This window comes from Phycicoccus elongatus Lp2 (assembly GCF_000367525.1).
Lineage (GTDB): Bacteria > Actinomycetota > Actinomycetes > Actinomycetales > Dermatophilaceae > Phycicoccus_A > Phycicoccus_A elongatus.
Map to the genome: position 1 here is coordinate 2,506,444 of NZ_HF570956.1, position 24,654 is coordinate 2,531,097.

Annotated in this window: 19 protein-coding genes; 10 read left to right on the plus strand and 9 right to left on the minus strand. The window is 69.0% G+C overall.

The genetic code is table 11. The features are described 5' to 3' along the window. Window position 1: 1 nt before the first annotated feature. On the minus strand, window positions 2-925 hold the full coding sequence (gene ypfJ / locus BN10_RS12065) for a KPN_02809 family neutral zinc metallopeptidase (RefSeq protein WP_010851531.1): 924 nt from the start codon (window positions 923-925) through the stop codon (window positions 2-4). A gap of 155 nt (window positions 926-1,080) precedes the next feature. On the opposite strand from ypfJ, the gene BN10_RS12070 reads away from it, so the two are divergent. After that, window positions 1,081-2,682 carry an ABC-F family ATP-binding cassette domain-containing protein gene (locus tag BN10_RS12070; protein WP_040753357.1) on the plus strand — a complete coding sequence of 534 codons (1,602 nt, stop codon included), beginning with the start codon at window positions 1,081-1,083 and terminating at the stop codon, window positions 2,680-2,682. Between the two features lie 93 nt (window positions 2,683-2,775). On the opposite strand, the gene BN10_RS12075 is transcribed toward BN10_RS12070, so the two are convergent. After that, a complete protein-coding gene (locus BN10_RS12075) occupies window positions 2,776-4,161 on the minus strand; it encodes a TrpB-like pyridoxal phosphate-dependent enzyme (RefSeq protein ID WP_010851533.1) in 1,386 nt (461 codons plus the stop codon). A 285-nt stretch (window positions 4,162-4,446) separates the two neighbouring features. Here BN10_RS12075 and BN10_RS12080 point away from each other — a divergent pair, with 285 nt between their 5' ends. Further along, a complete protein-coding gene (locus tag BN10_RS12080) occupies window positions 4,447-6,321 on the plus strand; it encodes an ABC transporter ATP-binding protein (protein ID WP_010851534.1) in 1,875 nt (624 codons plus the stop codon). Here BN10_RS12080 and BN10_RS12085 read toward each other — a convergent pair. Together BN10_RS12085 and BN10_RS12090 are read right to left on the minus strand one after the other, a co-directional pair. After that, window positions 6,282-7,586 (minus strand): hypothetical protein, encoded by a 1,305-nt coding sequence (locus BN10_RS12085; protein ID WP_010851535.1) that lies wholly within the window; start codon window positions 7,584-7,586, stop codon window positions 6,282-6,284. The genes BN10_RS12080 and BN10_RS12085 overlap by 40 nt on opposite strands. Before the next feature lie 31 nt (window positions 7,587-7,617). Beyond that, window positions 7,618-8,427 (minus strand): SURF1 family cytochrome oxidase biogenesis protein, encoded by an 810-nt coding sequence (locus tag BN10_RS12090; RefSeq protein WP_040751676.1) that lies wholly within the window; start codon window positions 8,425-8,427, stop codon window positions 7,618-7,620. 34 nt (window positions 8,428-8,461) lie between these two features. Here BN10_RS12090 and moaA point away from each other — a divergent pair, with 34 nt between their 5' ends. Next, window positions 8,462-9,472, plus strand: a complete 1,011-nt coding sequence (moaA, locus tag BN10_RS12095) for a GTP 3',8-cyclase MoaA (RefSeq protein WP_010851537.1) — start codon at window positions 8,462-8,464, stop codon at window positions 9,470-9,472. A 9-nt stretch (window positions 9,473-9,481) separates the two neighbouring features. On the opposite strand, the gene BN10_RS17840 is transcribed toward moaA, so the two are convergent. After that, complete coding sequence (locus BN10_RS17840) at window positions 9,482-9,787, minus strand: DUF3099 domain-containing protein (RefSeq protein WP_010851538.1); 306 nt, start codon at window positions 9,785-9,787, stop codon at window positions 9,482-9,484. A gap of 187 nt (window positions 9,788-9,974) precedes the next feature. Between BN10_RS17840 and fabG the strand changes: the two genes are divergently transcribed. From fabG to BN10_RS12115, 3 genes are read left to right on the plus strand one after another with little or no spacing between them, the layout of a single operon-like run. Next, window positions 9,975-10,688, plus strand: a complete 714-nt coding sequence (fabG, locus tag BN10_RS12105; RefSeq protein ID WP_010851540.1) for a 3-oxoacyl-ACP reductase FabG — start codon at window positions 9,975-9,977, stop codon at window positions 10,686-10,688. A 49-nt stretch (window positions 10,689-10,737) separates the two neighbouring features. Further along, on the plus strand, window positions 10,738-11,496 hold the full coding sequence (gene fabI / locus BN10_RS12110) for an enoyl-ACP reductase FabI (RefSeq protein WP_010851541.1): 759 nt from the start codon (window positions 10,738-10,740) through the stop codon (window positions 11,494-11,496). Window positions 11,497-11,521: 25 nt separating this feature from the next. Further along, window positions 11,522-13,729: a tetratricopeptide repeat protein gene (locus BN10_RS12115; protein ID WP_010851542.1), complete on the plus strand. Its 2,208-nt coding sequence runs from the start codon at window positions 11,522-11,524 to the stop codon at window positions 13,727-13,729. Window positions 13,730-14,056: 327 nt separating this feature from the next. Here BN10_RS12115 and cphA read toward each other — a convergent pair whose 3' ends face one another. The 4 genes from cphA to glgC all read right to left on the minus strand — a co-directional run bounded on the left by cphA (window position 14,057) and on the right by glgC (window position 20,657). Continuing rightward, on the minus strand, window positions 14,057-16,918 hold the full coding sequence (gene cphA, locus BN10_RS12125; RefSeq protein WP_010851544.1) for a cyanophycin synthetase: 2,862 nt from the start codon (window positions 16,916-16,918) through the stop codon (window positions 14,057-14,059). A 43-nt stretch (window positions 16,919-16,961) separates the two neighbouring features. Then, window positions 16,962-17,834: a cyanophycinase gene (locus tag BN10_RS12130; protein WP_010851545.1), complete on the minus strand. Its 873-nt coding sequence runs from the start codon at window positions 17,832-17,834 to the stop codon at window positions 16,962-16,964. Between the two features lie 3 nt (window positions 17,835-17,837). After that, window positions 17,838-19,298, minus strand: a complete 1,461-nt coding sequence (gene serB, locus BN10_RS12135) for a phosphoserine phosphatase SerB (protein WP_010851546.1) — start codon at window positions 19,296-19,298, stop codon at window positions 17,838-17,840. 105 nt (window positions 19,299-19,403) lie between these two features. Then, window positions 19,404-20,657, minus strand: coding sequence for a glucose-1-phosphate adenylyltransferase (glgC, locus tag BN10_RS12140; RefSeq protein WP_010851547.1), 1,254 nt, complete (start codon window positions 20,655-20,657; stop codon window positions 19,404-19,406). A 97-nt stretch (window positions 20,658-20,754) separates the two neighbouring features. Between glgC and glgA the strand changes: the two genes are divergently transcribed. The 4 genes from glgA (at window position 20,755) to BN10_RS12160 (ending at window position 24,599) form a co-directional block, all read left to right on the plus strand. Beyond that, window positions 20,755-21,963, plus strand: coding sequence for a glycogen synthase (gene glgA, locus BN10_RS12145; RefSeq protein ID WP_010851548.1), 1,209 nt, complete (start codon window positions 20,755-20,757; stop codon window positions 21,961-21,963). Between the two features lie 52 nt (window positions 21,964-22,015). Beyond that, window positions 22,016-22,801 carry an ABC transporter ATP-binding protein gene (locus BN10_RS12150; protein WP_010851549.1) on the plus strand — a complete coding sequence of 262 codons (786 nt, stop codon included), beginning with the start codon at window positions 22,016-22,018 and terminating at the stop codon, window positions 22,799-22,801. A 107-nt stretch (window positions 22,802-22,908) separates the two neighbouring features. Further along, complete coding sequence (locus BN10_RS12155) at window positions 22,909-23,379, plus strand: NfeD family protein (RefSeq protein ID WP_010851550.1); 471 nt, start codon at window positions 22,909-22,911, stop codon at window positions 23,377-23,379. A 56-nt stretch (window positions 23,380-23,435) separates the two neighbouring features. After that, window positions 23,436-24,599: an SPFH domain-containing protein gene (locus BN10_RS12160; protein WP_010851551.1), complete on the plus strand. Its 1,164-nt coding sequence runs from the start codon at window positions 23,436-23,438 to the stop codon at window positions 24,597-24,599. Window positions 24,600-24,654 lie beyond the last annotated feature (55 nt).

Here is a 24,654-nt window from a genome sequence, read left to right on the forward strand (position 1 = left end):
CTCACTCGACGGTTGCCACCGAGAAGGTGTCGCACTGGTTGAGGTCACCGGTCTTGTAGCCCTGGAGGAACCAGCGCTGGCGCGCCTCGGCCGATCCGTGGGTCCACGCCTCAGGGTTGACCTGGCCCTGGGTCTTGGACTGGATCTGGTCGTCGCCGACGGCGGCTGCTGCGGACAGCGCCGACTGGATGTCCTGGTCGGTCAGCGGCTTCAGGAAGGGCTTGCCGTCGGCGCCGTTGGTCGTGGAGGCGTGCTTGGCCCACACGCCGCCGAGGCAGTCGGCCATGAGCTCGATGCGCACACCGTTGCTGTTGGGTCCGGTTCCGCCCTGCTGAGCGCGGCCGAGCAGGCCGAGTTGGTCCTGGAGGGCGTGGCCGTACTCGTGGGCGACGACGTACTCCTGGGCGAGGGCTCCGTCGTCGGCGCCGAACTTCTGGGTCAGCAGGTCGAAGAAGGAGGCGTCGAGGTAGACCTTCTGGTCGAGCGGGCAGTAGAACGGGCCGACCTGGTTGCTCGCTGTCCCGCACTGGCTCTGGGTGGCGCCGCTGTAGATGACCGACTTGGTCGGCTGCCACTGCTTGCCGTATCGCGGGAGCTCGGCGGTCCAGTAGGCCTGCACCGAGTTGACGGTACCGATGATCCGACACTCGGCGTTCTGGTTGGCGTCCGCGCCGGTTTTGCACTCGGAGAAGTTGTCGGCCTGCGAACCACCGGGCTCCACCTGGCTGGTGTCGTCGCCTGATGTCGTGCTCCCGCCGCCCCCGGGCAGGTCGGCCGGGTTGATCCCGAAGATGAGGGCGAGGATGAGCATGATGATGCCGCCGATGCCGCCGCCGACCACGAGGCCGCCGGGCCCGCCACCGCTGCTGCGACCGCCGGACTCGACCTGTGAGGTGTCGAGCCGGACGTCGTCGTTGAAGCTCATGAGTGCGGCCTTCCTGAAAAGGGCGTTTCGAGCCGCACGTGCGGCGGCACCTACACTAAACCGTCCTTTGACGTCGATGGCTTCCCGCGAGTCGCTCGGTCGCCGTGTCGTCGCCACAGGACTTTCTCAACGTCCACCGCACCGAGGGCTCGACCATGATCTCCGCTGCCGCCGTCGAACTGCGGGCCGGCTCCCACCTCCTGCTCGACGCAGCGACCTTCCGCGTCGCCCCGGGGGATCGGATCGGGCTGGTCGGGCGCAACGGTGCCGGCAAGACGACCTTGACCAAGGCGCTGGCGGGCCAGACCTTGCCGGCCGCCGGGACGATCACGCGATCCGGTGACGTGGGCTACCTGCCCCAGGATCCGCGCACGGGCGACCTCGACGTGACGGCGCGGGATCGGATCCTGTCGGCTCGGGGGCTGGATCAGATCGTGCGGGACCTGCGTGCGGCCGAAACGTCGATGGCCGCCGAGACAGGCGAGAAGCAGGAGCGCGCCATGAGGCGCTACGCCCGGCTCGACGCCGAGTTCACCGCTGCCGGCGGGTATGCCGCGGAGTCCGAGGCCGCGCAGATCGCCGGGGCTCTGGGTCTGACCGAGCGGCAACTCGACCAAGCGCTCGGGACCCTCTCCGGTGGTCAGCGGCGCCGCATCGAACTGGCGCGCATCCTCTTCTCGGGCGCCCAGACTCTGCTCCTCGACGAGCCGACCAATCACCTCGACGCCGACTCGATCGCCTGGCTGCGCGACCACCTCAAGGGCTACAAGGGCGGTCTCATCGTCATCTCGCACGACGTCGACCTGCTCGATGCGGTCGTCAACAAGGTCTTCCACCTTGATGCCAACCGCGCCGAGCTCGACATCTACAACCTGGGCTGGAAGGCCTACCTGGGCCAACGCGAGACCGACGAGCGCCGCCGAAAGCGCGAGCGCGCCAACGTCGAGAAGAAGGCCGCTGTCCTGCTGGCCCAGGCCGACAAGATGCGCGCCAAGGCGACCAAGACGGTCGCGGCCCAGAACATGGCGCGTCGGGCTGAGCGGATGCTGGGTGGTCTGGAGTCCGAGCGGGCCCACGACAAGGTGGCCAAGCTGCGCTTCCCCGAGCCGGCTGCGTGTGGCAAGACGCCGCTGCGGGCATCCGGTCTGTCGCGGTCCTATGGCTCGCAGGAGATCTTCACCGACGTCGACCTCGCGATCGACCGCGGATCACGGGTCGTGGTTCTCGGCCTCAACGGTGCCGGCAAGACGACCCTGTTGCGGATGCTCGCGGGCGTCGACACCCCCGACACCGGGCAGGTCGAGCCCGGGCATGGGCTCAAGGTCGGCTATTACGCCCAGGAGCACGAGAACCTCGACACCACGCGGTCGGTGCTGGAGAACATGAAGTCGGCGGCACCGGACAGTTTCGGGGAGACGGACGTCCGCAAGGTGCTGGGGTCGTTCCTCTTCTCCGGTGACGCGGTCGACAAGCCAGCCGGAGTCCTGTCCGGTGGCGAGAAGACGCGGCTCTCACTGGCGATGCTGGTCGTCTCCTCGGCCAATGTCCTGCTGCTCGACGAGCCGACCAACAACCTCGACCCGGCCTCACGCGCCGAGATCCTCGGAGCCCTCTCGACCTACAAGGGCGCCGTCGTGCTCGTCACGCACGACGAGGGTGCCGTCGACGCCCTCGAGCCCGAGCGAATCCTGCTCCTGCCCGACTGCGTCGAGGACCTCTACAACGCCGACTACCGCGATCTGATCACCCTCGCCTGAACCCAACTTCTGCGTCACGCAGAAGTTGGGTTCTCGCGCAGTTATTGCCGGTCGCCGGGTCAACTTCTGCGTGACGCAGAAGGTGTCGTTCACTCAGGAGTTGGCGATCTCGGGGAGGCGGGTCAGTGCCTTGGCCACCGATTCCTGCAGCTCGGTGTCTGCCCAGGTGTGGTCGACGAGGCCGCCGCGAAGGTAGGCGTCGTAGGCCATCATGTCGACATGGCCGTGCCCCGACAGGGCGATGACGATGCAGGTCTGGTCGCCGGCAGCCGTGGCTGCGTTCGCGGCATCGACGGCCGCCGCGATGGCGTGGGTCGACTCCGGAGCGGGCAGGATGCCCTCCGTCTGGGCGAACAGCACGCCAGCGGCGAAGCAGTCCTTCTGCGTCTTGGCCACGGCCTCGATCATCCCCTCCTCGTAGAGGTGGCTGATGATGGGGCTCATCCCGTGATAGCGCAGTCCGCCCGCGTGGATCGGGTCCGGCATGAAGTCGTGGCCCAAGGTGTGCATCTTGAGCAGCGGCGTCAGGCCTGCGACATCGCCGAAGTCGTAGGCGTAGACCCCCTGGGTCAGTGACGGGCACGACGCCGGCTCGACCGCCCGGATGATCGGCCCGGCCCCGCCCGCGGCCAACTTCTCGCGGATGAACGGGAAGGTCAGCCCGCCGAAGTTCGAGCCGCCACCGGTGCAGCCGACGATGAGGTCCGCGGTCTCGCCGATCTTCGCGAGCTGCAGCAGTGCCTCCTCGCCGATGATCGTCTGGTGCAGCAGCACGTGGTTGAGGACCGACCCGAGCGCATAGTTCGCGTCCGGGTCCTGCGCGGCGACCTCGACCGCTTCCGAGATGGCCAAGCCGAGAGAGCCGGGGGAGTCCGGGTTCGTCGCCAGCACCGCACGCCCCGCGTCCGTGAGGTCCGAGGGTGAGGGGTGGATCGTCGCGCCGAAGGTCTCGATCATGATCTTGCGATAGGGCTTGCCGTCATAGGAGGCGCGAACCTGCCAGATCTCGCACTCGAGCCCGAACTGCGCGCAGGCAAAGGCCAATGACGTGCCCCACTGTCCGGCACCCGTCTCGCTCGTCAGCTTCTTGATGCCCGCCTTCGCGTTGTAGTAGGCCTGCGGCACAGCGGTGTTCGGCTTGTGGGAGCCGGCCGGCGAGACACCTTCGTACTTGTAGTAGATCCGAGCGGGTGTCCCCAGCGCCTTCTCCAGACGGTGCGCGCGGTACAGCGGGGACGGCCTCCAGAGGCGATAGACCTCCTGCACCTCCTCGGGGATGTCGACATAGCGCTCCGTCGTGACCTCCTGCGCGATGAGGTCCATCGGGAAGATCGGTGTCAGGTCGTCAGGTCCGACCGGTTGCCCGGTGCCCGGGTGCAGCGGCGGCGGAGGTGGAGTGGGCAGGTCGGCGAGGAGGTTGTACCAGCGGGTCGGCATCTCCGACTCGTCGAGGATCACCTTGTGCTGTTGGATTGCCACTCTTGCGCCCTTCGTCGGTTGCCCGGCCCACCCGGGAGTTTGCGGCACATCGTGCCCGGCCCCGCGGCATACCGGAACGGGGAGTCCACGGGTTGGCGACGACGCACGTCAGTCCGCGACGTGACGAGCTGATGTCATCGCTCTGACCTGCTGACGACACGAAGTCGCGACCTTCCACGTTGATGTCGGGCCGCGATCGCGACTGCCGCCCGGTGGCTGGGGGAATGGCTGTCAGGGGTCAGTGGTTGACTTCGGGGCGATGACGAGGATCACAGGAGGCCGCCGATGAGCATGCAGCAGGGCTGGCAGGTGATGCGGAGCATGTCGCGCGACTCCAGCGTCAAGGAGCAGACTCTCGCCGAGGGCACGACCAAGCGGGTCATGTCCTATGCGCGGCCCTACCGAGGCCGGATCGCCGCGTTCCTCGTCCTCGTCGTCATCGACGCCGTCCTCGTCGTCGCCACCCCGTTGATCCTCAAGTCGCTCGTCGACGACGGGGTCGTCCCCGGCGACCGACAGGTCGTCGTGCGGCTTGCTGTGCTCGTCGCAGGGCTGGCTCTCCTCACGGCCATCGTCGCCCTCGCCGAGCGCTGGCTGTCCTCCCGGATCGGTGAGGGCCTGATCTACGACCTGCGCACCCAGGTCTTCGGCCACGTCCTGCGCCAGCCGATCGCCTTCTTCACCCGCGCGCAGACGGGGGCCCTGGTCTCCCGGCTGGGGCAGGACGTCATCGGCGCGCAGCAGGCCTTCACGTCGGTCCTGTCCAACACCGTGAGCAATGCGATCTCGCTGGTCCTCATCCTCGTCGCCATGGCCAGCCTGTCCTGGCAACTCACCCTGGGCGCGGTGCTCCTCGTGCCCCTCTTCCTCGTCCCCGCCAAACTGATGGGGCGCCGACTGGCCGACCTCAGCCACCAGCAGATGGGGCTCAACGCTGATCTCTCGTCCCGGATGACCGAGCGGTTCAACGTCGCCGGTGCGTTGTTGGTCAAGTTGTTCGGGCGGCCCGCCACCGAGGACGAGGAGTATGCCGCGCGCGCCGCCGGTGTGCGCGACATCGGCGTCCGGATCGCGATCAACCGAGCGGTCTTCTTCGTGGCCCTCACGACCGTCGCGTCGCTGGCAACCGCCATGGTCTATGGCTTCGGCGGCATCCAGGCGATCGAGGGAGTGCTCACGGTCGGCACCCTCTTTGCGCTCACTGCGCTGCTCGCCCGCCTCTACGGCCCCCTCACCGCGATCTCCAATGTGCGCGTCGACATCATGACCGCGCTCGTCAGCTTCCAGCGGGTCTTCGAGGTCCTCGACCTCCAGCCGCTCGTCGCCGAGGCTCCCGACGCCCGTCACCTTCCCAGTGGCCCGGTCGGGGTGGAACTGCGCGATGTGTCCTTCAGTTATCCGTCAGCGGACAGGGTCTCCCTCGCCTCCCTGGAAGGAGTCGCCCTCGGAGACCGGCTCGGTGGAGGTGCGGTGCTGCGTGGCATCGACCTCACCGTCGAGCCGGGGCAGCTCGTGGCCCTTGTCGGCCCGAGTGGTGCCGGCAAGACGACCCTGACCGGGCTCGTCGCGCGGCTTTATGACCCCGATGCCGGCTCGGTCCGGATCAACGGCGTGGACCTGCGGGACGCCACACTGGCCTCGATCAGCGACACGGTCGGGGTCGTCACCCAGGAGGCGCACCTCTTCCACGACACCATCCGCGCCAACCTTGCGTATGCCGCGCCGGAGGCCACCGACGCGCAGATGTGGGCCGCCCTCGAGGCCGCGCAGGTCCGCCGGCTGGTGGAGTTGCTGCCCTCCGGGCTCGACACCGTGGTGGGTGACCGCGGGCACCGCCTCTCCGGCGGCGAGAAGCAGCGGCTGGCCATCGCCCGGCTGCTGCTGAAGAGCCCCGGCCTGCTGGTGCTCGACGAGGCGACCGCGCATCTGGACAGCGAGTCGGAGGTCGCTCTCCAGCGAGCGCTCGACGAGGCCTTGCGCGACCGGACGGCGATCGTGATTGCGCACCGCCTGTCGACCGTGCGGGGTGCCGACCAGATCCTCGTCCTGGCCGACGGGAAAATCGTCGAACGCGGCACGCACCTCGAATTGCTCGAGCGCAGTGGCCTCTATGCCGACCTCTATCGCACCCAGTTCGCGACCGAGTCGGTCCGGATCTGACGGTCGCGATCCAGCTCGTAGGCAGCGAGCACGACAAGCGCAGCGGTCCACGCCAGCGGCGCTGGTCCGGCCGGGGCGCCGTCGTTGAGCACCTTCTCGGGCAGTGACCCCCACGGCGTGCGGATGCTGTCGAGCCAGGTCAGCCACTGTTTGGCCAGCGGCGCGCGACCGGACGACGCAGCGTTGAAGGCAACCAGTGCCGTTTGCGGGGTCCACGACTCCCCGTGTTGCCACCAATCGGTCCCGGGTGCCAGTCCACCGCTGGCTCGAGCCGCCCCTTGCTGATAGCCCAACCAGGCCTCGAGCACGGCGGGCTGCTCGTCGGTGAAGGGTGGCATGAGCATGGCGGTGCCGGCGTCTCGACCGCCCCGGTCGCCGTGCCGCTGGAAGGTCGGCCCGAAGTGGCTGAGGATGACCGGCTCGAACGTTGCCGCTGCCGACGCGGCCCTCGCCGCTCGTCCGGGATCGTCCAGCGTGGTGAAGAAGGTGGCGGCGCCCCGCAAGCCGGCGAGCATCGGCGCGACGAGTCCGAGCGAAGCTCGTGACTGCTCCACCTCCCAGAAATCAGCGGTGACGACCGGCAAGGTGGTGCCGGCGGACGTCGAGGTGAGCAGGTGGTCGAGGCAGCCCGTCGCGAGGCGGCGGAGATCCACGGCGAGCGACGGTTGTGCCTCCAGCAGGCGGCCCAGGCCGATCGCTGTCAGGGACCCCAGCGCCCAGAGCACCCAGCCGGGGCCGTCGGACTGCGCCGGCCGCGCATCGGGGACACCCGACCCGTCGAGCAGATAACGCGACTCGAGACCTCCGCCCGGCAGTTGGAGGGGCGCGAAGAAGCGCAGCGCCGCGGCCGCCTCCTCGAGATGACCAGCGCAGGCCAGCGCGAGTGCGCCGAAGGCGGCGTCGCGCGGCCATGAGTAGTTCCACTTCATTCCCGCGCCGGCAGCCAGGGCGCCGCTGGGCGCGGTCAATCGGCGCAGGTCGAGCAGGGCCGACCGCACCATGTCCTCGATGTCGGTGCCGCGCCCGGGCACGCTGCCCGAGACCAGCCACTCCTGGTTGAGCAGGTCGAGTTCGGCTCGAGCGCCTCGGTTGGTCAGGTGCGCGGCATACCAATCGGGCGCGGTGTGGAGCCGTGGCACCCCCGGGCCCCAGACGTGGGTCGCGCCGGCGGTGATGGTCGCGACCGCCAACCCGGCACCGGCGGCCAGGACCCAGCGCCGATCCGGTCGGGTCACCCGACCCGCACCACGGTCGGCCCAAGCCATGCCGTGGAGTCTGGCACATGCGGCCGCGGACTCAGCCGTCCTCCTCGTCCCAGACGCGGACCTTCTTGGGCCTGGGCGGGCTCTTCGCCGCCCCGTCACCGGCCACGTCCTCGGCTTCCATCCGCAGTTCCCGGCGAATCCCGAACCAGATGAGCACCAAGCCCAGCGGCATCGTCAGCCACCACTGGTAGGCGTAGGCCTGGTGTGGGCCGAGCGATCGATCGGGGGGGTCGAGGGGCGTCGGGGCGGGTGCCACGTCTCCCGAGGCGCTGCGCTCCTCCTGGAGGCGCACATAGCCGCCGAGCAGGTCCTCACCGGTGGCCCGGGCCGCTTCAGGGAGATTGATCGAGGCCAACTGGCCGGCGGGCAGTTTCCGACCCTTGCTTGCTTCCCCTGGCAGAGCCCACCCGACGAGCGTGACCGTCTCCGTGGGGGGCGCCGGTGCGGCGGGCAGCACGTCCGCGCCGCTGCTGGACGCCTCGACCCACCCGCGGTCGACCAGAACGACCTGGCCGGTGTCGAGGCGGAAGGGGGAGACCAACTCGAAGCCCGTGCTGCCCAGGTTGGGCCGGTTGCGCACGTAGATCGGGTGCGTCGTCGTGTACTCCCCACGGGCGGTCACCCGTGTCCACTGTCGGGTGAGCGGGAGTGGAGAAGACGTCATCACCGAGGCCAGCGGCACGGGCTCGGCCCGGTAGTTCGCATCGAGACGGGCGTTGCGCTCGGCCTTGTAGAGGTGTCGGCCGTACTGCCATTGACCGAGGTGATAGCAGGCGATCGCCGCAAGGATGGCCAGGACGAAGGCCCCCAGCCACTTGCGAGTGAGGAACCGCCGGAGCACCCCGTCACGGTACCCGTCGTAGATTGGTCCCCTGATGCCACCCACGACCTCGCTCCCGACCCCGCGCCTGCTCGACCGTTTCGGTCGGGTCGGACGCGACCTGCGGGTGTCTGTCACGGACCGCTGCAATCTGCGGTGCACCTACTGCATGCCAGCCGAGGGCCTGCCGTGGCTGCCCAAACCGGAGATGCTCACCGATGAGGAGCTGCTCAGGCTCATCGCGATCCTCGTCGGATTGGGCGTGGACACGGTGCGCCTCACGGGAGGCGAGCCGTTGCTGCGCCGCAGCCTGGTCGACGTCGTGGCCGGCATCGCGGCCCTCGACCCGCGGCCTAGGATCGCCATGACGAGCAATGGTGTCGGCCTCGACCGGCTCGCGGCGCGCCTGGCCGCCGCCGGACTCGACCGGGTCAACGTCAGCCTCGACACCACGGACCCACAGCACTTCGCCAGGCTCACCCGGCGCGACCGCCTCGAGGACGTCATCGCGGGTCTGGCGGCCGCCGCGGACGCCGGGCTCACCCCGGTCAAGGTCAATGCAGTCGCGATGCGTGGACTCAACGACGTGGACGCTCCCGACCTTCTCCAGTGGTGTCTTGACCGCGGCTACGAGCTGCGCTTCATCGAGCAGATGCCGCTCGACGCGCAACACGACTGGGACCGCGGCCAGATGGTCACCCAGGACGAGCTGCTCGCGCGGCTGGGCGAGCGCTTCACCCTGACCCCGGTGCCCGAGCGTGGCAGTGCACCGGCCGAGCGCTTCCTGGTGGACGGTGGACCGGCCACTGTGGGGATCATCGCGAGCGTCACCGCGCCCTTCTGCGCGGCCTGTGATCGAGTGCGGCTCACCGCCGACGGGCAACTGCGCAACTGCCTCTTCGCTCGCCGGGAGGTGGATCTGAGAGGGCCGCTCCGCGAAGGCGCCACCGATGGCGAGCTGGGCCGGCTGATCATCGACGAGATGGCCGCCAAGGCCGCCGGGCACGGCATCGACTCGCCCGACTTCGTGCAACCCGACCGACCGATGTCAGCGATCGGCGGTTGACGGATTCGCTCAGGGCTGCAGGTAACGAACGTCGTCCGCGCGCGGCACCACCGGCGTCACGGTGCCCGGGGTCCGTGGAGCTCGGGCGTTGGCCAGGACGACCGCAACATAAGGCAGGAAGGCCGCGCCGGCGAGGAAGACCCAGCGCAGCCAGCCGTCCACAACGACCATGAGGACGAAGCAGGCGGTGCGAATCGCCATCGTGATCAGGTAACGCTTGATCCGGGCGCTCTGCTCGGCGTCCCCGGGGGAGGTAGCGGTCGTGACCGACACCACCCGGTTGGTGGTGTCATTCGCATGCCGGTCCTCACCCACGACTCCACTGTATGCCGGTGGGCTGGCCTGGGTTGCCGGCCCCCGCACGCGGTCACCACCGACTCCCGCCGCAAGCCGGTCGCCACCGCCGTCATCGCGGTCGCCACCGCTGGGACGCTGCGCGATTACCAACCGGTAGCCACTAGGTTCGTCGGGACAGCAGCGCTTGCGGCCACGAAGGGAAGTCATGAGCGAGCCACGCAACGTCCTGGTCACCGGTGGAAATCGAGGCATCGGCCTGGCCATTGCCCGGGCTTTCGCCGCTCAGGGGGACAAGGTCGCCATCACGCACCGATCCGGTGAGCCACCCGAGGGCCTGGTGGGCGTCATCTGCGAAGTGACCGACTCGGCCTCGGTCGATGCCGCGTTCGCCGCCGCCGAGGAGGCGCTCGGCGGGCCGATCGAGATCCTCGTCGCCAATGCGGGCATCACCAAGGACACGCTCCTGCTCCGAATGAGCGACGACGAGTTCGCCTCCGTGGTCGACACCAATCTCGCCGGCGCTTTTCGCTGCGCCCGCCGCGCCTCCAAGGGGATGATCCGCCTGCGCCGCGGCCGGATGATCTTCATCTCCAGTGTTGTCGGCCTCTACGGCTCGCCCGGCCAGACCAACTACGCGGCGAGCAAGTCCGGTCTGGTCGGTCTGGCCCGATCGATCACCCGTGAGCTCGGCGGCCGCGGCATCACCGCCAATGTCGTCGCCCCCGGATTCATCGACACCGACATGACGGCCGAACTGCCCGAGGACACCAAGAAGGCCTATCTGGCCGCCATTCCGGCCGGCCGGTTCGCCACCCCCGACGAGGTCGCGGCCGCCACGACCTTCCTCGCCAGCCCTGAGGCCGGATATATCTCGGGCGCCGTCATCCCCGTCGACGGCGGACTCGGGATGGGGCACTGACCCGGCCCCACGGCATACCTCTCACCACCGACGAACCGAAAGGACCGCCATGCTCCTCGAGGGCAAGAAGCTGCTCGTCACCGGAGTCCTCATGGACTCCTCCATCGCCTTCCACGTCGCGCGCCTGGCCCAGGAGCAGGGTGCCGAGGTCGTGCTGACCTCCTTCGGCCGCACGATGAAGATCACGTCGACGATCGCCAAGCGGCTCCCGCAGACCCCGCCGGTCGTCGAACTCGACGTCTCCAACTCCGAGGACCTCGACGCTCTCGCCGAGCGTGTCCGTGAGCACGTGCCGCACCTCGACGGGGTGGTGCACTCGATCGGCTTCGCACCGCAAGGCGCCTTCAACTTCATGGAGGCCGGCTGGGAGGACGTCTCGACTGCAGTGCAAATCAGCGCCTTCTCGCTGCAGGCTCTCGCCAAGGCGAGCCTGCCGCTCATGGGCCCTGGCGGCAGCATCGTCGGCCTCACCTTTGACGCACGCTACGCATGGCCGGTCTACGACTGGATGGGTGTGGCCAAGGCGGCCTTCGAAGCCACCAACCGCTACCTGGCCCGTGACCTCGGCCCTCAGGGCATCCGCTGCAACCTCGTGTCCGCCGGGCCGATCCGCACGACCGCGGCCAAGTCGATCCCCGGCTTCGAACGCTTCGAGGAGGAGTGGGAGAGCCGCGCGCCGCTGGGCTGGGACATCAACGACCCGGTCGGTGCGGCGAAGGCGTGCGTGGCTCTGCTCTCTGACTGGTTCCCGGCGACCAGCGGTGAGATCGTGCACGTCGACGGTGGCTTCCACGCGATGGGCGTCTGAGCCCGCCCCCATTAGGCTCGCGTCCGTGACCAACGCCGCTGTCTTCGCCCGTGAGGTGCGGGTCCTCGAAGGACCCAACCTCTATTTCACGCGACCGGCCGTCAAGGTCGTGCTCGCCGTCCCGGGTCTGGTCGGTATGCCGGACGCGGACTTCGCGGCGTTGTGGGACCGGGCCGGTGCTCGGGGCGGTGGCGGGCGTGCACTTGCGCCCGCAGGTTCCGCCGGGCGCCAGCGAATGGTTCTGCGCCTGATCGAGTCGATGACCCGCAGGCTCGTGCGCGCTGTCGGGGTGACCCGTGTCGGCCTGCGGGTGCGAGCCGGGTCGGGTGTCGACGAGGTCGTCGTGGCCTTCGTGTGGCGCCACCGTCACCGGGCCGTCGCCTTCGGTGAAGCCTTGGCGCCCCTGCTGGACCAGATCACCGGTGGTGCGGACATCGACGAGGCGGCGGTCGCCGCCGCGGCGCCGATCGTCGCGGCGACCGGTGGGGACCCCGCCCGACTGATCACCCCGAAGGTGCCGGTGGTAGCCGTCACCGGCACCAACGGCAAGACGACGACCACACGCCTGCTCGCCCACATCGGGATGACCGCGGGCCGGACGGTGGCGTGGAGTTCGACAGATGGCGTGCTGGCCCAGGGCGTGCTCGTCGAGCCCGGGGACTACTCCGGCCCGGCCGGGGCGCGCACGGTGCTCGCCACCCCGGGGGTCGAACTGGGCATCCTCGAGACGGCGCGCGGAGGAATGCTCCTCAAGGGCTTGGGCGTGACCCACAACGATGTCTCCGTCGTCACCAACGTCTCGGCGGACCACCTCGGCCAGCAGGGCATCGACACCGTCGACCAACTGGCCGAGGTGAAGGCGATCATCACCAAGGTCACCCGGCCCACCGGCTGGAGCGTCCTGAACGGCGACGACCCACGTGTCTGGGCGATGCGCAGCGGCACCCGCGCCAAGCCTTGGGTCTTCACTCTTGACCCCGACTCGCCGGCGATCCGGGAGGCTCTCGGTGCCGGCGGCCGCGCGATCACGGTCCTCGACGGGTGGGTCACCGTCCTCGACGAGCACCGCGTCCACGACCGCCTCGTCGCGGTTGTCGACCTGCCCATGGCGCTGTCCGGCCTGTCGGTCCACAACGTCGCCAATGCCCTGGCCGGTGCGGCCGCCGCACTCGCCATCGGGATCCCGCGTGCCTTCGTCGTCGAGGGCCTGCGGTCCTTCGCGCCCGACGATCGTCTCAACCCCGGACGGATGAACACCTACACCGTGCCGGTGACGGTCGGCACGGCCACGGTGATCGTCGACCTTGCCCACAATGAGGCCGGCCTTGACGCTCTTCTGGACGTCTGCCATGGACTCTGCGCGCCCGGCGCCAAGGTCCGCTTGGCACTCGGCACGGCGGGGGACCGGACCGACGACATCTTGCGTTCCCTCGGTGAGATCGCGGGCCGCCGGGCCGACGAGGTCGTGCTGGCCCACAAGGAGCACTACCTGCGAGGTCGGACCATCGAGGAGATGGAGCGTCCACTGCGCGAGGGCCTGCTCAGTGTCGGTGTCGCCCATGCTGATTCGACGCCCACCGAGCTCGAGGGGATGACCCGGCTCCTTGCCAACGCCCACGACGGCGACGTGGTGGCCGTGATGTGCCACTCCGAGCGAGCGGCCATCGCCGAGTGGATCGCGGCCCACGGTGGTCGTCCGGACGACGCCGCAGCGATCCGCCGCAAGGTGGTCCGGAACCGCGGCGAGCATCCTGCCCAGGCCGACATCGACGCCTTGTGGGAGATCGACGATCCACAAGCGCGGATCGCGGCGGGCGCTGCTCTCCGTGCTGCGCATCCGGGCGATCCGGTGGTCGCCTACGAGTATGCGGGCACCTTCGACTCCGCCGGGCAGGAGGCCGCGGCCGTCGGGCTCTACGAGGAGGCCCTGGACGGTGGGCTCCGTGAACCGCTGCGGCATCGCTGCCTCATCCAACTCGCCTCGACGCTGCGTAATCTCGGTCGGCTCGACGAGGCCACCGCGCGAATCGAGGACGCCGTCGCGGCCGAACCGACGAGCATCGGTGCCCGGATGTTCCGCGCGATGATCCTGCACGACGCAGGCCGGGCGACCGAGGGCTTGCGTGGCCTCCTCGAGGTTGTGGCGGCCGAGTCCTCCGATGCTGATGTGCAACGCTATCGCCGCTCGCTCACCGCATATGCCGCGGAGTTGGGAGACCGGGTTTCACCGTGATGACGGAGGGAGCCTGGTGTCGGTGCGTCCGGCGGCGGCCGTGCGTGCCGACTCATGGAGGGCGGCCCGCACCCTCGTGACAGCGGGTAGGTCCTTCGACGTGGACGTGCAAGATCGGGACACCGGCCTCGCGCTCGAGCCGGGTCAACTGCACCGAAACGAACGCGGCACTGAAATTGAGGGCCTCAGCGACATTGGCGATCGTTCCACGGTTTCGCAACTCGGCCGTGCTCGGGCACACCGACGCGACCGCGGCCCTGGTGGCCGGGGTCCTGGCATCCGCGACGGTGTTCGCGCTCTGCGGGCGGTGGCCGAGGACCTCCCGGGTCAGGCCTCCGCAGGCTTGGGCTCTCCCAAGTCTGCGGCTGCGTCGTCGCCCTCCTGACGAGCCCTTTCCGACAACGCATTCGGGTCGAGGTCAGGATCGCCGACACCGTCGCGCGTGGTGTGCGTGCCCGGCTGCGCCTGTTGGGTCATGGCCTCGAGCTCGGACATGACCGCGGCATGGGAGTCGACGCAGAGCACGACGAGGTCGCCCGGATTGGCCCGTGCCATGACATGCCGGACGGCGGCCGTCTCGTCGAGGACGATCTCGACCTGGCGGCACCGCGCGCCGCCCTCGGCCATCCGGGCTCGAGCGCCCTCGGCGATCAGGCCCGAGGTCTCGCCGGACTTTCGACCACGCAAGCGCGCGTCCTCGCGGACCACCAGGACGTCGAAGTGGTCGGCCGCGATGGCGCCGAGCTCGCGCATGTCGTCGTCCCGTCGGTCGCCGGCCGTCGCGATCATGCCGATCCGCGACATCTTGCCGAGCTCCGCGGACCGGGCCTTGTGCGCGGCATACCGCTCGACAAAGTCGCCGAGGACACGCATACCGGGGGCGTTGTGGCAGTAGTCGACGATGACCTCGACGTTGTGGACGTCGACAAGGTTCATGCGCCCGGGGGAGAGGTAGTAGGAGGTGCTGAACGTCCGCAGCCCCTGTCGGATCTCGTGCAGGCCGGTGCCGAGCGCGAAGGCTGCTCCGGCGGCTGCCATCGCGTTGGCGACGTTGAACATCGCGGTGCCACCCAGCGTTGCCGGCAGCAGGTGGGTCCATGCCAGCTGCATGGAGCGGCGCCCGTGACGGATGACGATCATGTCGCCTCGGTCGGTCGGCTCGAGCACAATCGCGCGCCCGCCACGCCGGCAGTGGTCGTCGATCAACTCGCGCACGCGACTGCCCGGGGCAGCGATCGAGAACCACACGATGTCACCGGAGCAGCGGCGGCGCATCCGTCGGACGAGCGGGTCATCGGCGTTGAGCACGGCAACCCCGTTGCGCGGAACGGCTTCGACGATCACGGCCTTGACGTCGGCGAGCTGCTCGACCGTGTCGATGCCACGCATGCCCAGGTGGTCGGCCGCCACGTTGGTGACCACGGCGACGTCGTTGCGGTCGTAGCCCAGCCCCTCGCGCAGGATGCCGCCGCGCGCCACCTCCATGACGGCGAAGTCGACCCTGGGGTTCTGCAGGACCATCCGGGCCGACTTGGGCCCGGAGGCGTCGGCTTTCACGACAAGACGTTCGTCGATGACGATGCCATCCGTCGACGTCATGCCGACCTTGCGGCCGACGCCCTTCATGATGTGCGCGATCATCCGCGAGGTCGTCGTCTTGCCGTTCGTGCCGGTGACGGCGACGATCGGCACTCGGCTCGGCGCACCGGGGGGAAAGAGCAGGTCCACCACGGGCTTGGCGATGAACTGTGGCTCACCGATCGTCGGGTGCGTGTGCATCCGGAACCCCGGAGCCGCATTCACCTCACAGATGGCGCCACCGGTCTCACGCACCGGTGAGGCGATGTCGGGGGCGATGAAGTCGATCCCCGCGACATCGAGGCCGACCAGGCGGGCGGCCTCCTCGGCGATCTCGACATTGTCCGGGTGGGCGTCGAAGGTCCGGTCGATCGAGATTCCACCGGTCGACATGTTGCCGGTCAGGGCGAGTTTGACCATGATGCCCTTGTCCGGGACCGAGTCGAGCTCGAAGCCCTGGTCGCGGACGCGCTCGATGGCGGCCTCGTCGACCTTGATCTTGGTGAGCACCTTCTCGTGGCCGACACCGCGGCGAGGGTCGCTGTTGGTGATCGCCACCAGTTCCTCGATGGTGTGCTCGCCGTCGCCGATGACATGGGCGGGGACGCGCTCGGCAATGGCCTGCATGCGGCCACCGACGATGAGGCAGCGATAGTCCCGGCCGGTGATGAAGGACTCGACGACGACATAGCCGCCGCGCGACTCCGCCTTGGCCAGGGCAAAGGCGGCCCGCACCGCGTCGTCGTCCATGAGGTTCAGCCCGACGCCGCGGCCGTGGTTGCCGTCGAGCGGTTTGACGACCACTGGGTGCCCGATCTCGCGGGCGACCTGGACCGCGCCGGCCTCGGTGCGCACGACATCCTGCTTCGGGACCGGCAGACCGGCCGAGCCCAACAACTTGGCGGTCAGGTCCTTGTCCCCGGCGATGTCGACGGCCAGGGCGCTGGTCTTGGACGTCATCGTGGCGCGAATGCGCTGGGCATGCACGCCCTGCCCGAGTTGGACGAAGGATGCACTGTTCAGCCGGATGTAGGGGATGTCGCGGCTGATTGCCTCCTCGAGAATGGCCAGGGTGGAGGGACCGAAGGCTGTCCGCTCGGCACGCCGCAGGAAGGACTCCAGCTCGGCCTCGAAGTCGAAATCCTCGGCGGGCGCCACCAGGTCGTTGACGAGCCGAACGGCCAACTGCCCGGCAGCCAGACCCACCCCCTCGTCCTGGTAGCCGTAGATCACGTTGTAGCGCCCCGGCTGACCCTTGACGCCGCGCGTCTTTCCGCGGCGCAGGTCATGGCCGGCCTCCTGCTGCAACTGCAGGGCGACGTGCTCGGCGACGTGACCCAGCCAGGTGCCTTCGCGCAGGCGCTCGATGAAGCCACCCTTGACCCCGCGCGAGCAGCCGTGATTCTCCAGCGCGGGGAGGAGCTCGAGGAGCCGATCGGTGAATCCGTCGATCGTGTCGGACGGATAGTCCTCCAGCACACCGAGATCCACGACCAGGTGGATCGCCGGCTCATAGGACCAGATGTTGCCGCCGCGGTACACGCGGGACTCCACGATCCGCAGGTCGGGCGCGATCGGGCCAGAAGGGGTGGGCCGTTCGGTGGGTGCCATTGCCGTCCTGTCCTGTGGGGATGGGTGGTGTGACTCTAGAGCCTCACGGCCGTGCCGTCGCGACCTCTTCGGCTGCAGTCTCGGCAACGATGACCGCGTCGGGGTGGTGCTCGACAAAGTCGGCCAGTCGTCGGCCGACCAGATCGAAGGTTGCTCCGGCGGGCAGCGCGTGGACGACGGCCCCGGAGACGAGCAAGGGCGCATAACGCCGAGCGTCCGGGGCATCGCTGACGGCGCGGGCACAATCGATGACGAAGGCGGTGCTGCGGCCGTGCACCGTGAACAGGCCGTCGGAGACCTCGATGGCCGTGTCCTCGTCGATGCCGATGCCGAGCAGCCCGGGGGAGCGGGCGATGACGGCCATGAGCCGACCGTAGCGCGCCCGCTCGGCGAAGTGCTGGTCGATGACGACACCTTTGAGCAGACCCAGGCCCTGGCTGACGCCGCTGCTGCGTTGCAGGGGGACGGCACCGTCGGCGCCCAGGGCGATCATGAACTCACTCATGATCGAGGCGCCCGCGGACGTGCCACCGATCACGGCACCACGGGCGTGGGCCCGGTGAATGGCCTCTCCGAGGGCGGTATTCGCGAACATCTGACTGAGCACGAGTTGATTGCCGCCGCTCATGAAGACCCCGGTGGCGGTGTCGAGGGCAGCGATCTCCTCGACCATGTCGACCTGGTCGCGGGTCGTGGGGTCGACGACGGAGATGCGGGAGGCCCCGAATCGCGTGAAGACGGTGGTGTAGGCCTCGACGACCTCGGAGCGGAAGGAGGACGCGGTGGGGATGACGACGATGTGCGCCTTGCGCCCACCGGCCAACTTGGTGAAGCGCCGCAGCAGGGTCGCGCGGCCGACCTTGTCCTCGGCGCCGCCGATGATGAACAGGGTGGAGCGCGGCGGTCTGGCAGGCATGGGCTACACCCTAGGAGGCACGGTGGTGCCCTCGTCGAGCAGGTCGGCCTCCTCGACCTCTTCGCGAGTGATCCCCAGCAGGTAGAGCACCGCGTCGAGGTAGGGCACGTTGACGGCCGTGTCGGCCAGCGCCCGGACCACGGGCTTGGCGTTGAAGGCGATCCCGAGTCCGGCGGCCTCGATCATGTCGAGGTCGTTGGCCCCGTCACCGATGGCCACCGTTCGCGCCAGCGGGAGCCCCTCATCGGCCGCGAACTCGCGCAGAGCGGCCGCCTTGCCGGCCCGGTCCACCACCTCGCCGAGAACTCGGCCGGTCAGTTTCCCGTCGACGATCTCCAAGGTGTTGGCCCGGGCGTGGTCGATGCCCAACTCGTCGGCCAAGGGTTGGACGACCTCGATGAAGCCGCCGGAGACAACCGCCACGGTGAAACCGAGGCGCTTGAGCGTCCGGACCAGGGTGCGGGCGCCGGGCGTCAGTTGGACGGCGTCGCGCACGCGGCCCAGGACGCTTTCGTCGAGTCCTTCGAGCGCGGCGACGCGGGCGTGCAGGCTCGCGGCGAAATCGAGCTCTCCCCGCATGGCCTGCTCCGTCACCGCCGCCACCTCGGCCTCGCGGCCGGCGTGGGCGGCGAGCAACTCGATGACCTCGTCCTGGATGAGGGTGGAGTCGACGTCCATGACGACCAGGCGCCGTCCGCGGCGGGCGAGGCCGGCGGGCGAGCTCGCGATGTCGACTCCCTCGGCCGCGGCGACCAGGGCGAGGTCGCGCCGCAGGACGTCGAGATCGGCCCCCGAGACGTCGAACTCGATGGTCGTGACCGGGTAGCGCGAGAGCCGTCGGATCCGATCGATGTTGGCCCCGTGGCCGGCGATGACACCACTGACGGCCGAGAGGTGTCGGCCGGTCAACGGGTGTCCGAGCAGGGTGATGGCGACGCGACCACGTCGTCGGGGTTCGTTGTCACCCCGGCCGCGGGTCACCGTCGCCGTCATCCCCAGTCCGTATGCCGCGCGCTGGACCAACGCGCTCACCTCGGTCTCGCGGCCGGTCACCTCGAGGAGGGCGGACAGGGTCAGGTGACCGCGTGTGACCGTCTGCTCGACGTCGAGCACGACGGGGTGGACGGTCGCGAGGGTGTCGAAGAGGGTGCGGGTCACGCCCGGCCGGTCAGCGCCGGTCAGCGTGAGCAGGAGGGTCTCGGTCTGGTCCTCGGGTGGCACGGGGCACAGGCTAGTCAGCGTCGCGCCCGATGCGGGCGTCGGGGCCACACCGGCCGAGCGCACGATCTCGGACGGGTCGCGTCCGACTCGCTCGCACCAACGGTCGAGAACGTCGTGCTTGTGGGCGATCGTCTCCGCATCGCCGAAGCCGTGCCAGATGTCTGCGTGCTCGGCCACGATGCGCAGGGTCCTGAGTTCACCGCCGCCACCGCGCGCGGAGATGTGGTCAACGGTGCGGGCCATGTCCGCGAGAAGATTCGGGTTGCGATAGGGCCGCGCAGACGCGACGGATCTCCGCGTACGACGTGTGCTGCGGCTGGACCTGGGCGGCGATCCGGACCTGCGGTGTCACGGTTCGACGATGTCGCCCTTGCCGATGACGACGACACCGTTCTCGGTGAGGGTGAATCCCCGGGCGGCGTCCCGTGCCGGGTCCAGCCCGATCTCGGTGCCTTCCGGGATCTCGACGTTCTTGTCGATGATCGCTCGCTGGATCCGGCACTGACGCCCGATCGTGACGTTGTCGAGCATGACGACCTGGTCGAGCTCGCTGTAGGAGTGGACCCGACAGTTGGCCCCGATGACGGAGTTCGTCACGCGCGCGCCGGAGATGACCGTGCCCGGAGAGACCGCCGAGTTGAGTGCCTCACCGAAGCGGCCGTGAGCGCCGTGGACGAACTTCGCCGGAGGGTAGGGACCGTAGTCGGTGAAGATCGGCCAGTCATAGTTGTAGAGGTTGAAGATCGGGTGGATCGAGATGAGGTCCATGTGGGCGTCGAAGTAGGAGTCGAGGGTCCCGACGTCACGCCAGTAACCCTTGTCGCGATCGGTGCCACCGGGAATGACGTTCTTCTTGAAGTCGTAGGTGTAGGCCGCGTCCCGGGCCACGAGGGCGGGGACGATGTCGCCACCCATGTCGTGCCTGCTCCCGGCGAGATCGTGGTCGCGGGTCACGGCGTCGACGAGGACGTCGGCGGTGAAGACGTAGTTGCCCATGCTGGCGAGGATCTCGTCCGGGCTGTCCGGGAGTCCCTTGGGGTCCGAAGGCTTCTCGCGGAAGGCCGAGATCTTTGTCGGGTCCTCGTCGTCGACCTCGATGACTCCGAACTGGTCGGCCATGCCGATCGGCTGGCGGATGGCCGCCACGGTCACGCCCGCGCCCGACTGGATGTGCTGGTCGACCATCTGGGAGAAGTCCATCCGGTAGACGTGGTCAGCGCCCACGACGACGATGATGTCCGGCTTCTCGTCGGCGATGGTGTTGAGGCTCTGGTAGATCGCGTCGGCGCTGCCGAGGTACCAGTTCTTGTCGATCCGCTGCTGGGCCGGAATGGGTGCCACGTAGTTGCCGAGCATCGTCGACATCCGCCAGGTCTTGGTGACATGGCGGTCCAGGCTGTGCGACTTGTACTGCGTGAGCACGACGACCTTGAGGTAACCGGAGTTCACGACGTTGGAGAGCGCGAAGTCGACGAGGCGATAGATCCCGCCGAACGGCACCGCCGGCTTGGCGCGGTCGCGCGTCAGCGGCATCAGCCGCTTTCCCTCCCCACCGGCCAAGACGATTGCGAGCACCTTCGGTCCACCGCTGCGGTATGCCATGCCCACACGCTATTGCGATCCGGCTCCGTCGTGCAGCCCCTGTCCGGGATTGACTTCGGCATGTCGCAGCACGCCCTCCCTCGCTAGGGTGATCGTCGTGCGCGTCGACATCCTCTCCAAGGAATATCCCCCCTCGATCTACGGCGGAGCGGGGGTGCACGTCGCGGAACTGACGCGGGCCCTGCGCGATCGCGGCGACATCGACGTCCGCGTCCATGCCTTCGGCGGCCCCCGTGACGAGGAGGGGACGACCGACCACCCGGACCTGCCGCAACTCGACGGCGCCAACGCGGCCCTCGCGACCATGGGGGTGGACCTGACCATGGCGGCCGCCTGCGAGGGCGCGGACCTCGTCCACTCGCACACCTGGTACGCCAACTTCGCCGGTCACGTCGCCGGCCTGCTCAACGATGTGCCGCACGTCGTCTCGGCCCACAGCCTGGAGCCCATGCGCCCCTGGAAGGCCGAGCAGCTCGGCGGCGGCTACCGGCTCTCGTCGTGGATCGAGAAGACGGCCTATGAGGCCGCCGACGCCGTCATCGCCGTCTCCGAGGGAATGCGGCAGGACGTGCTGAAGTCCTATCCCTCGATCAACCCTGACAAGGTCAAGGTCGTCCACAACGGCATCGACTCCCAGCTCTGGCAGCGTCACCGCGACGATGACGTCGTCCGCTCGCACGGCGTCGACCCGGACAAGCCGTCGGTGATCTTCGTCGGGCGGATCACCCGCCAGAAGGGACTGCCCTACCTGCTCCGCGCCGCCGCGCAGTTGCCGCCCGAGATCCAACTCGTCCTCCTGGCCGGCGCTCCGGACACCCCGGAGATCAAGGCCGAGGTGGAGGAACTCATCGCCGGCCTGCGCGAGCAACGAGACGGTGTCGTGTGGGTGCCCGAGATGCTGCCCCGGGGCGAGGTCATCGCGATGCTCAGCGCCGCCACGGTCTTCGTCTGCCCATCGGTCTACGAGCCGCTCGGCATCGTCAATCTCGAGGCCATGGCGTGCGAACTCCCGGTCGTCGCAACGGCGACGGGCGGCATACCCGAGGTCGTGGTCGACCAAGAGACCGGCTGGCTGGTGCCGATCGAGCAGGTGCAGGACGGCAGCGGCACACCGGTGGATCCCGACAGGTTCGTCGCCGACCTCGCCGCGGCCCTCACCGAAGCCGTCAGTGACCCGGCGCGGGCCGATCGCTTCGGACTCGCCGGTCGTCGGCGCGCGGTCGAGTCCTTCTCCTGGGCCACCATCGGCGACCGCACCATGCAGGTCTACCTGGACGTCCTCCGGCGCCGCCTGCTGGCTCGCTGACCCGCCGACACCGCTCCCGAGAACGGGCGCACGCGTCTACTAGGGTCGCGGTATGAGTGATGTGCTGGCCTTCGCCGGAGTCGGCGTGGTCCGTGGCCAGAGCATCCTGCTCGACGACATCAACTGGGAAGTCGAGGAGGGCCAGCGCTGGGTCGTCCTCGGCCCCAATGGCGCGGGCAAGACCACACTCCTCCAGTTGGCGTCGGGCCGCATGCACCCCAGCCGGGGTGTCGTCGGCATCCTCGACGAGGTGCTCGGAGCAGTCGACGTCTTCGAACTGCGGCCGCGGATCGGTCTGGCAAGTGCCTCGCTGGCCGAGCGCATCCCGCCGCGTGAGCGCGTGGGAGATGTCGTGGTCACGGCGTCCTACGGTGTGGTCGGCCGCTGGCGGGAGAGCTACGACTCGCTCGACCACGGTCGTGCCCTGCAACTGCTCGATGCTCTGGGCGCCGCCCACCTGGTCGACCGCACCTACGGCACCCTGTCCGAGGGGGAACGCAAGCGGGTCCAGATTGCCCGGTCGCTCATGACCGACCCCGAGTTGATGCTGCTCGACGAGCCCGCGGCGGGGCTGGACCTCGGTGGCCGCGAAGACCTGGTGCGTCGGCTCGGCGACATCGCCGGTGACCTCGCCGCCCCGGCGCTCGTGCTGGTCACCCACCACGTCGAGGAGATCCCGCCGAACTTCACCGACGTCCTCCTGCTGCGGGAGGGCCGCGTGGTCGCGCAGGGGCCGATCGAGATCACCCTCACCGAGGGCAACCTGAGCGCCACCTTCGGGCTGCCTCTGGTGCTGGAACGTCACGGGATGAGGTATTCCGCGAGGGCACGCTCCTGACGCCGGCACGATTCGCGGTGGCGGAGAGTTGGGAACCTGAGAGCGTGTTGTGACGTCACAGGGTTACCCGCGCCCGCGGGAGGCCCAGTCTCGGAAAGGCACCGGCAATGGAGTGGCTGACTGACAGTCCTTGGCTGGCCTGGATCGCGATCGCGCTGATCCTGGCCGCCATCGAGGCAGCGACCGTCGACTTCGTCTTCGTGATGCTCGCCGGTGGCGCGCTCGCCGGAGCCCTCACAGCCGGCCTCGGCGGGGGACTCGCAGCCCAGGTGATCATTGCGGTCGCCGTTGCTGCTCTGCTCCTCGCGGTGGTCCGCCCCATCATCAGACGCCACTTCGTCGAGGGCGAGGTGGACCACGGGATCGGGGCGAGCAGCCTGGTCGGACGCGAGGCCCGCGTGATCGAGACCGTGACCGAGACCAACGGCCGGATCAAGCTCGGCGGGGAAACCTGGTCCGCGCGGGTCCCGGCCCACGCCGAGTCCTGTCCCCCCGGCAGCGATGTGCAGGTGATCGCCCTCCACGGGGCCACGGCGATCGTCGTGGCAGCCCCGCATCCCGTCGCCGAGCCCACGTGAGCCGGCTCCGCGGCATACCGACCCTGACCTGACCCGACAACAGAAACGGACTCGACATGATCGAACTCGTCGTCCTGGGCCTCTTCCTCCTCTTCGCGCTCGTCGTGCTCTTCCGCACGGTGCGGATCGTGCCGCAGCAGACGGCGCTCATCATCGAGCGCCTCGGCCGCTACTCGCGCACGCTCGAGGGCGGCATCCACTTCCTCATCCCGTTCGTCGACAAGGTGCGAGCGAACGTCGACCTGCGTGAGCAGGTCGTCTCCTTCCCACCGCAGCCGGTGATCACCAGCGACAACCTGGTCGTCAACATCGACACCGTCATCTACTACTCGGTCATCGATGCCAAGTCCGCGGTCTACGAGATCGCCAACTTCATCCAGGGCATCGAGCAGCTCACCGTCACCACCTTGCGTAATGTCATCGGCTCGCTCGACCTCGAGCAGACCCTGACCAGCAGGGACCAGATCAATGCCCAGCTGCGCGGGGTGCTGGACGAGGCCACGGGCAAGTGGGGGATCCGGGTCAACCGCGTCGAGCTCAAGGCCATCGACCCGCCGATGTCGGTTCAGGAGTCGATGGAGAAGCAGATGAAGGCCGAGCGGGACCGGCGAGCCGCCATCCTCAACGCCGAGGGTGTCAAGGCCAGCCAGATCCTCACGGCCGAAGGTGAGAAGCAGTCCGCCATCCTGCGCGCCGAGGGTTCTGCCCAGGCGCGGGTCCTCGAGGCGCAGGGTCAGGCTCGAGCCATCCAGCAGGTGTTCGAGGCGATCCACCGCGGGAAGCCAACCGAGAAGCTGTTGGCCTACCAGTACCTTCAGGTCCTGCCCCAGATCGCCCGCGGCGACAGCAACAAGATGTGGATCATCCCGAGCGAACTCACCGATGCCCTCAAGGGCATGGGCGGGATGCTGGGCCGTGTGACCGGCGCCCCCGCAGGTGGTCTCGACAGCGGCAGCGAGGAGCAATGGGTCGACCCGGGTGACTCGATCCCGAATGCCTTCGAGGAGACCGTGCTGGAGGACCCGGCCCGAGCCCTGGCCGAAGCACGGGGCCAGGCAGAGCAGTCGAGCCGAGAGGCCAGTGAGCACGCGGCACCGGTCAGCCGGCCACAGCCGCCGATCGCTCCTGATCCGGATGCCGTGCCCCCGCGCCCACCGGCCCCGCCTGCCCCTCCGGTCGAGGATGAGGCCACGCGTCGGATCCCACCGCCCACGACCTGACCCTGCAGGCACCGTCACCGCCGCACCCGACTTAGGGTGTGGCGGGGGGGGGGGG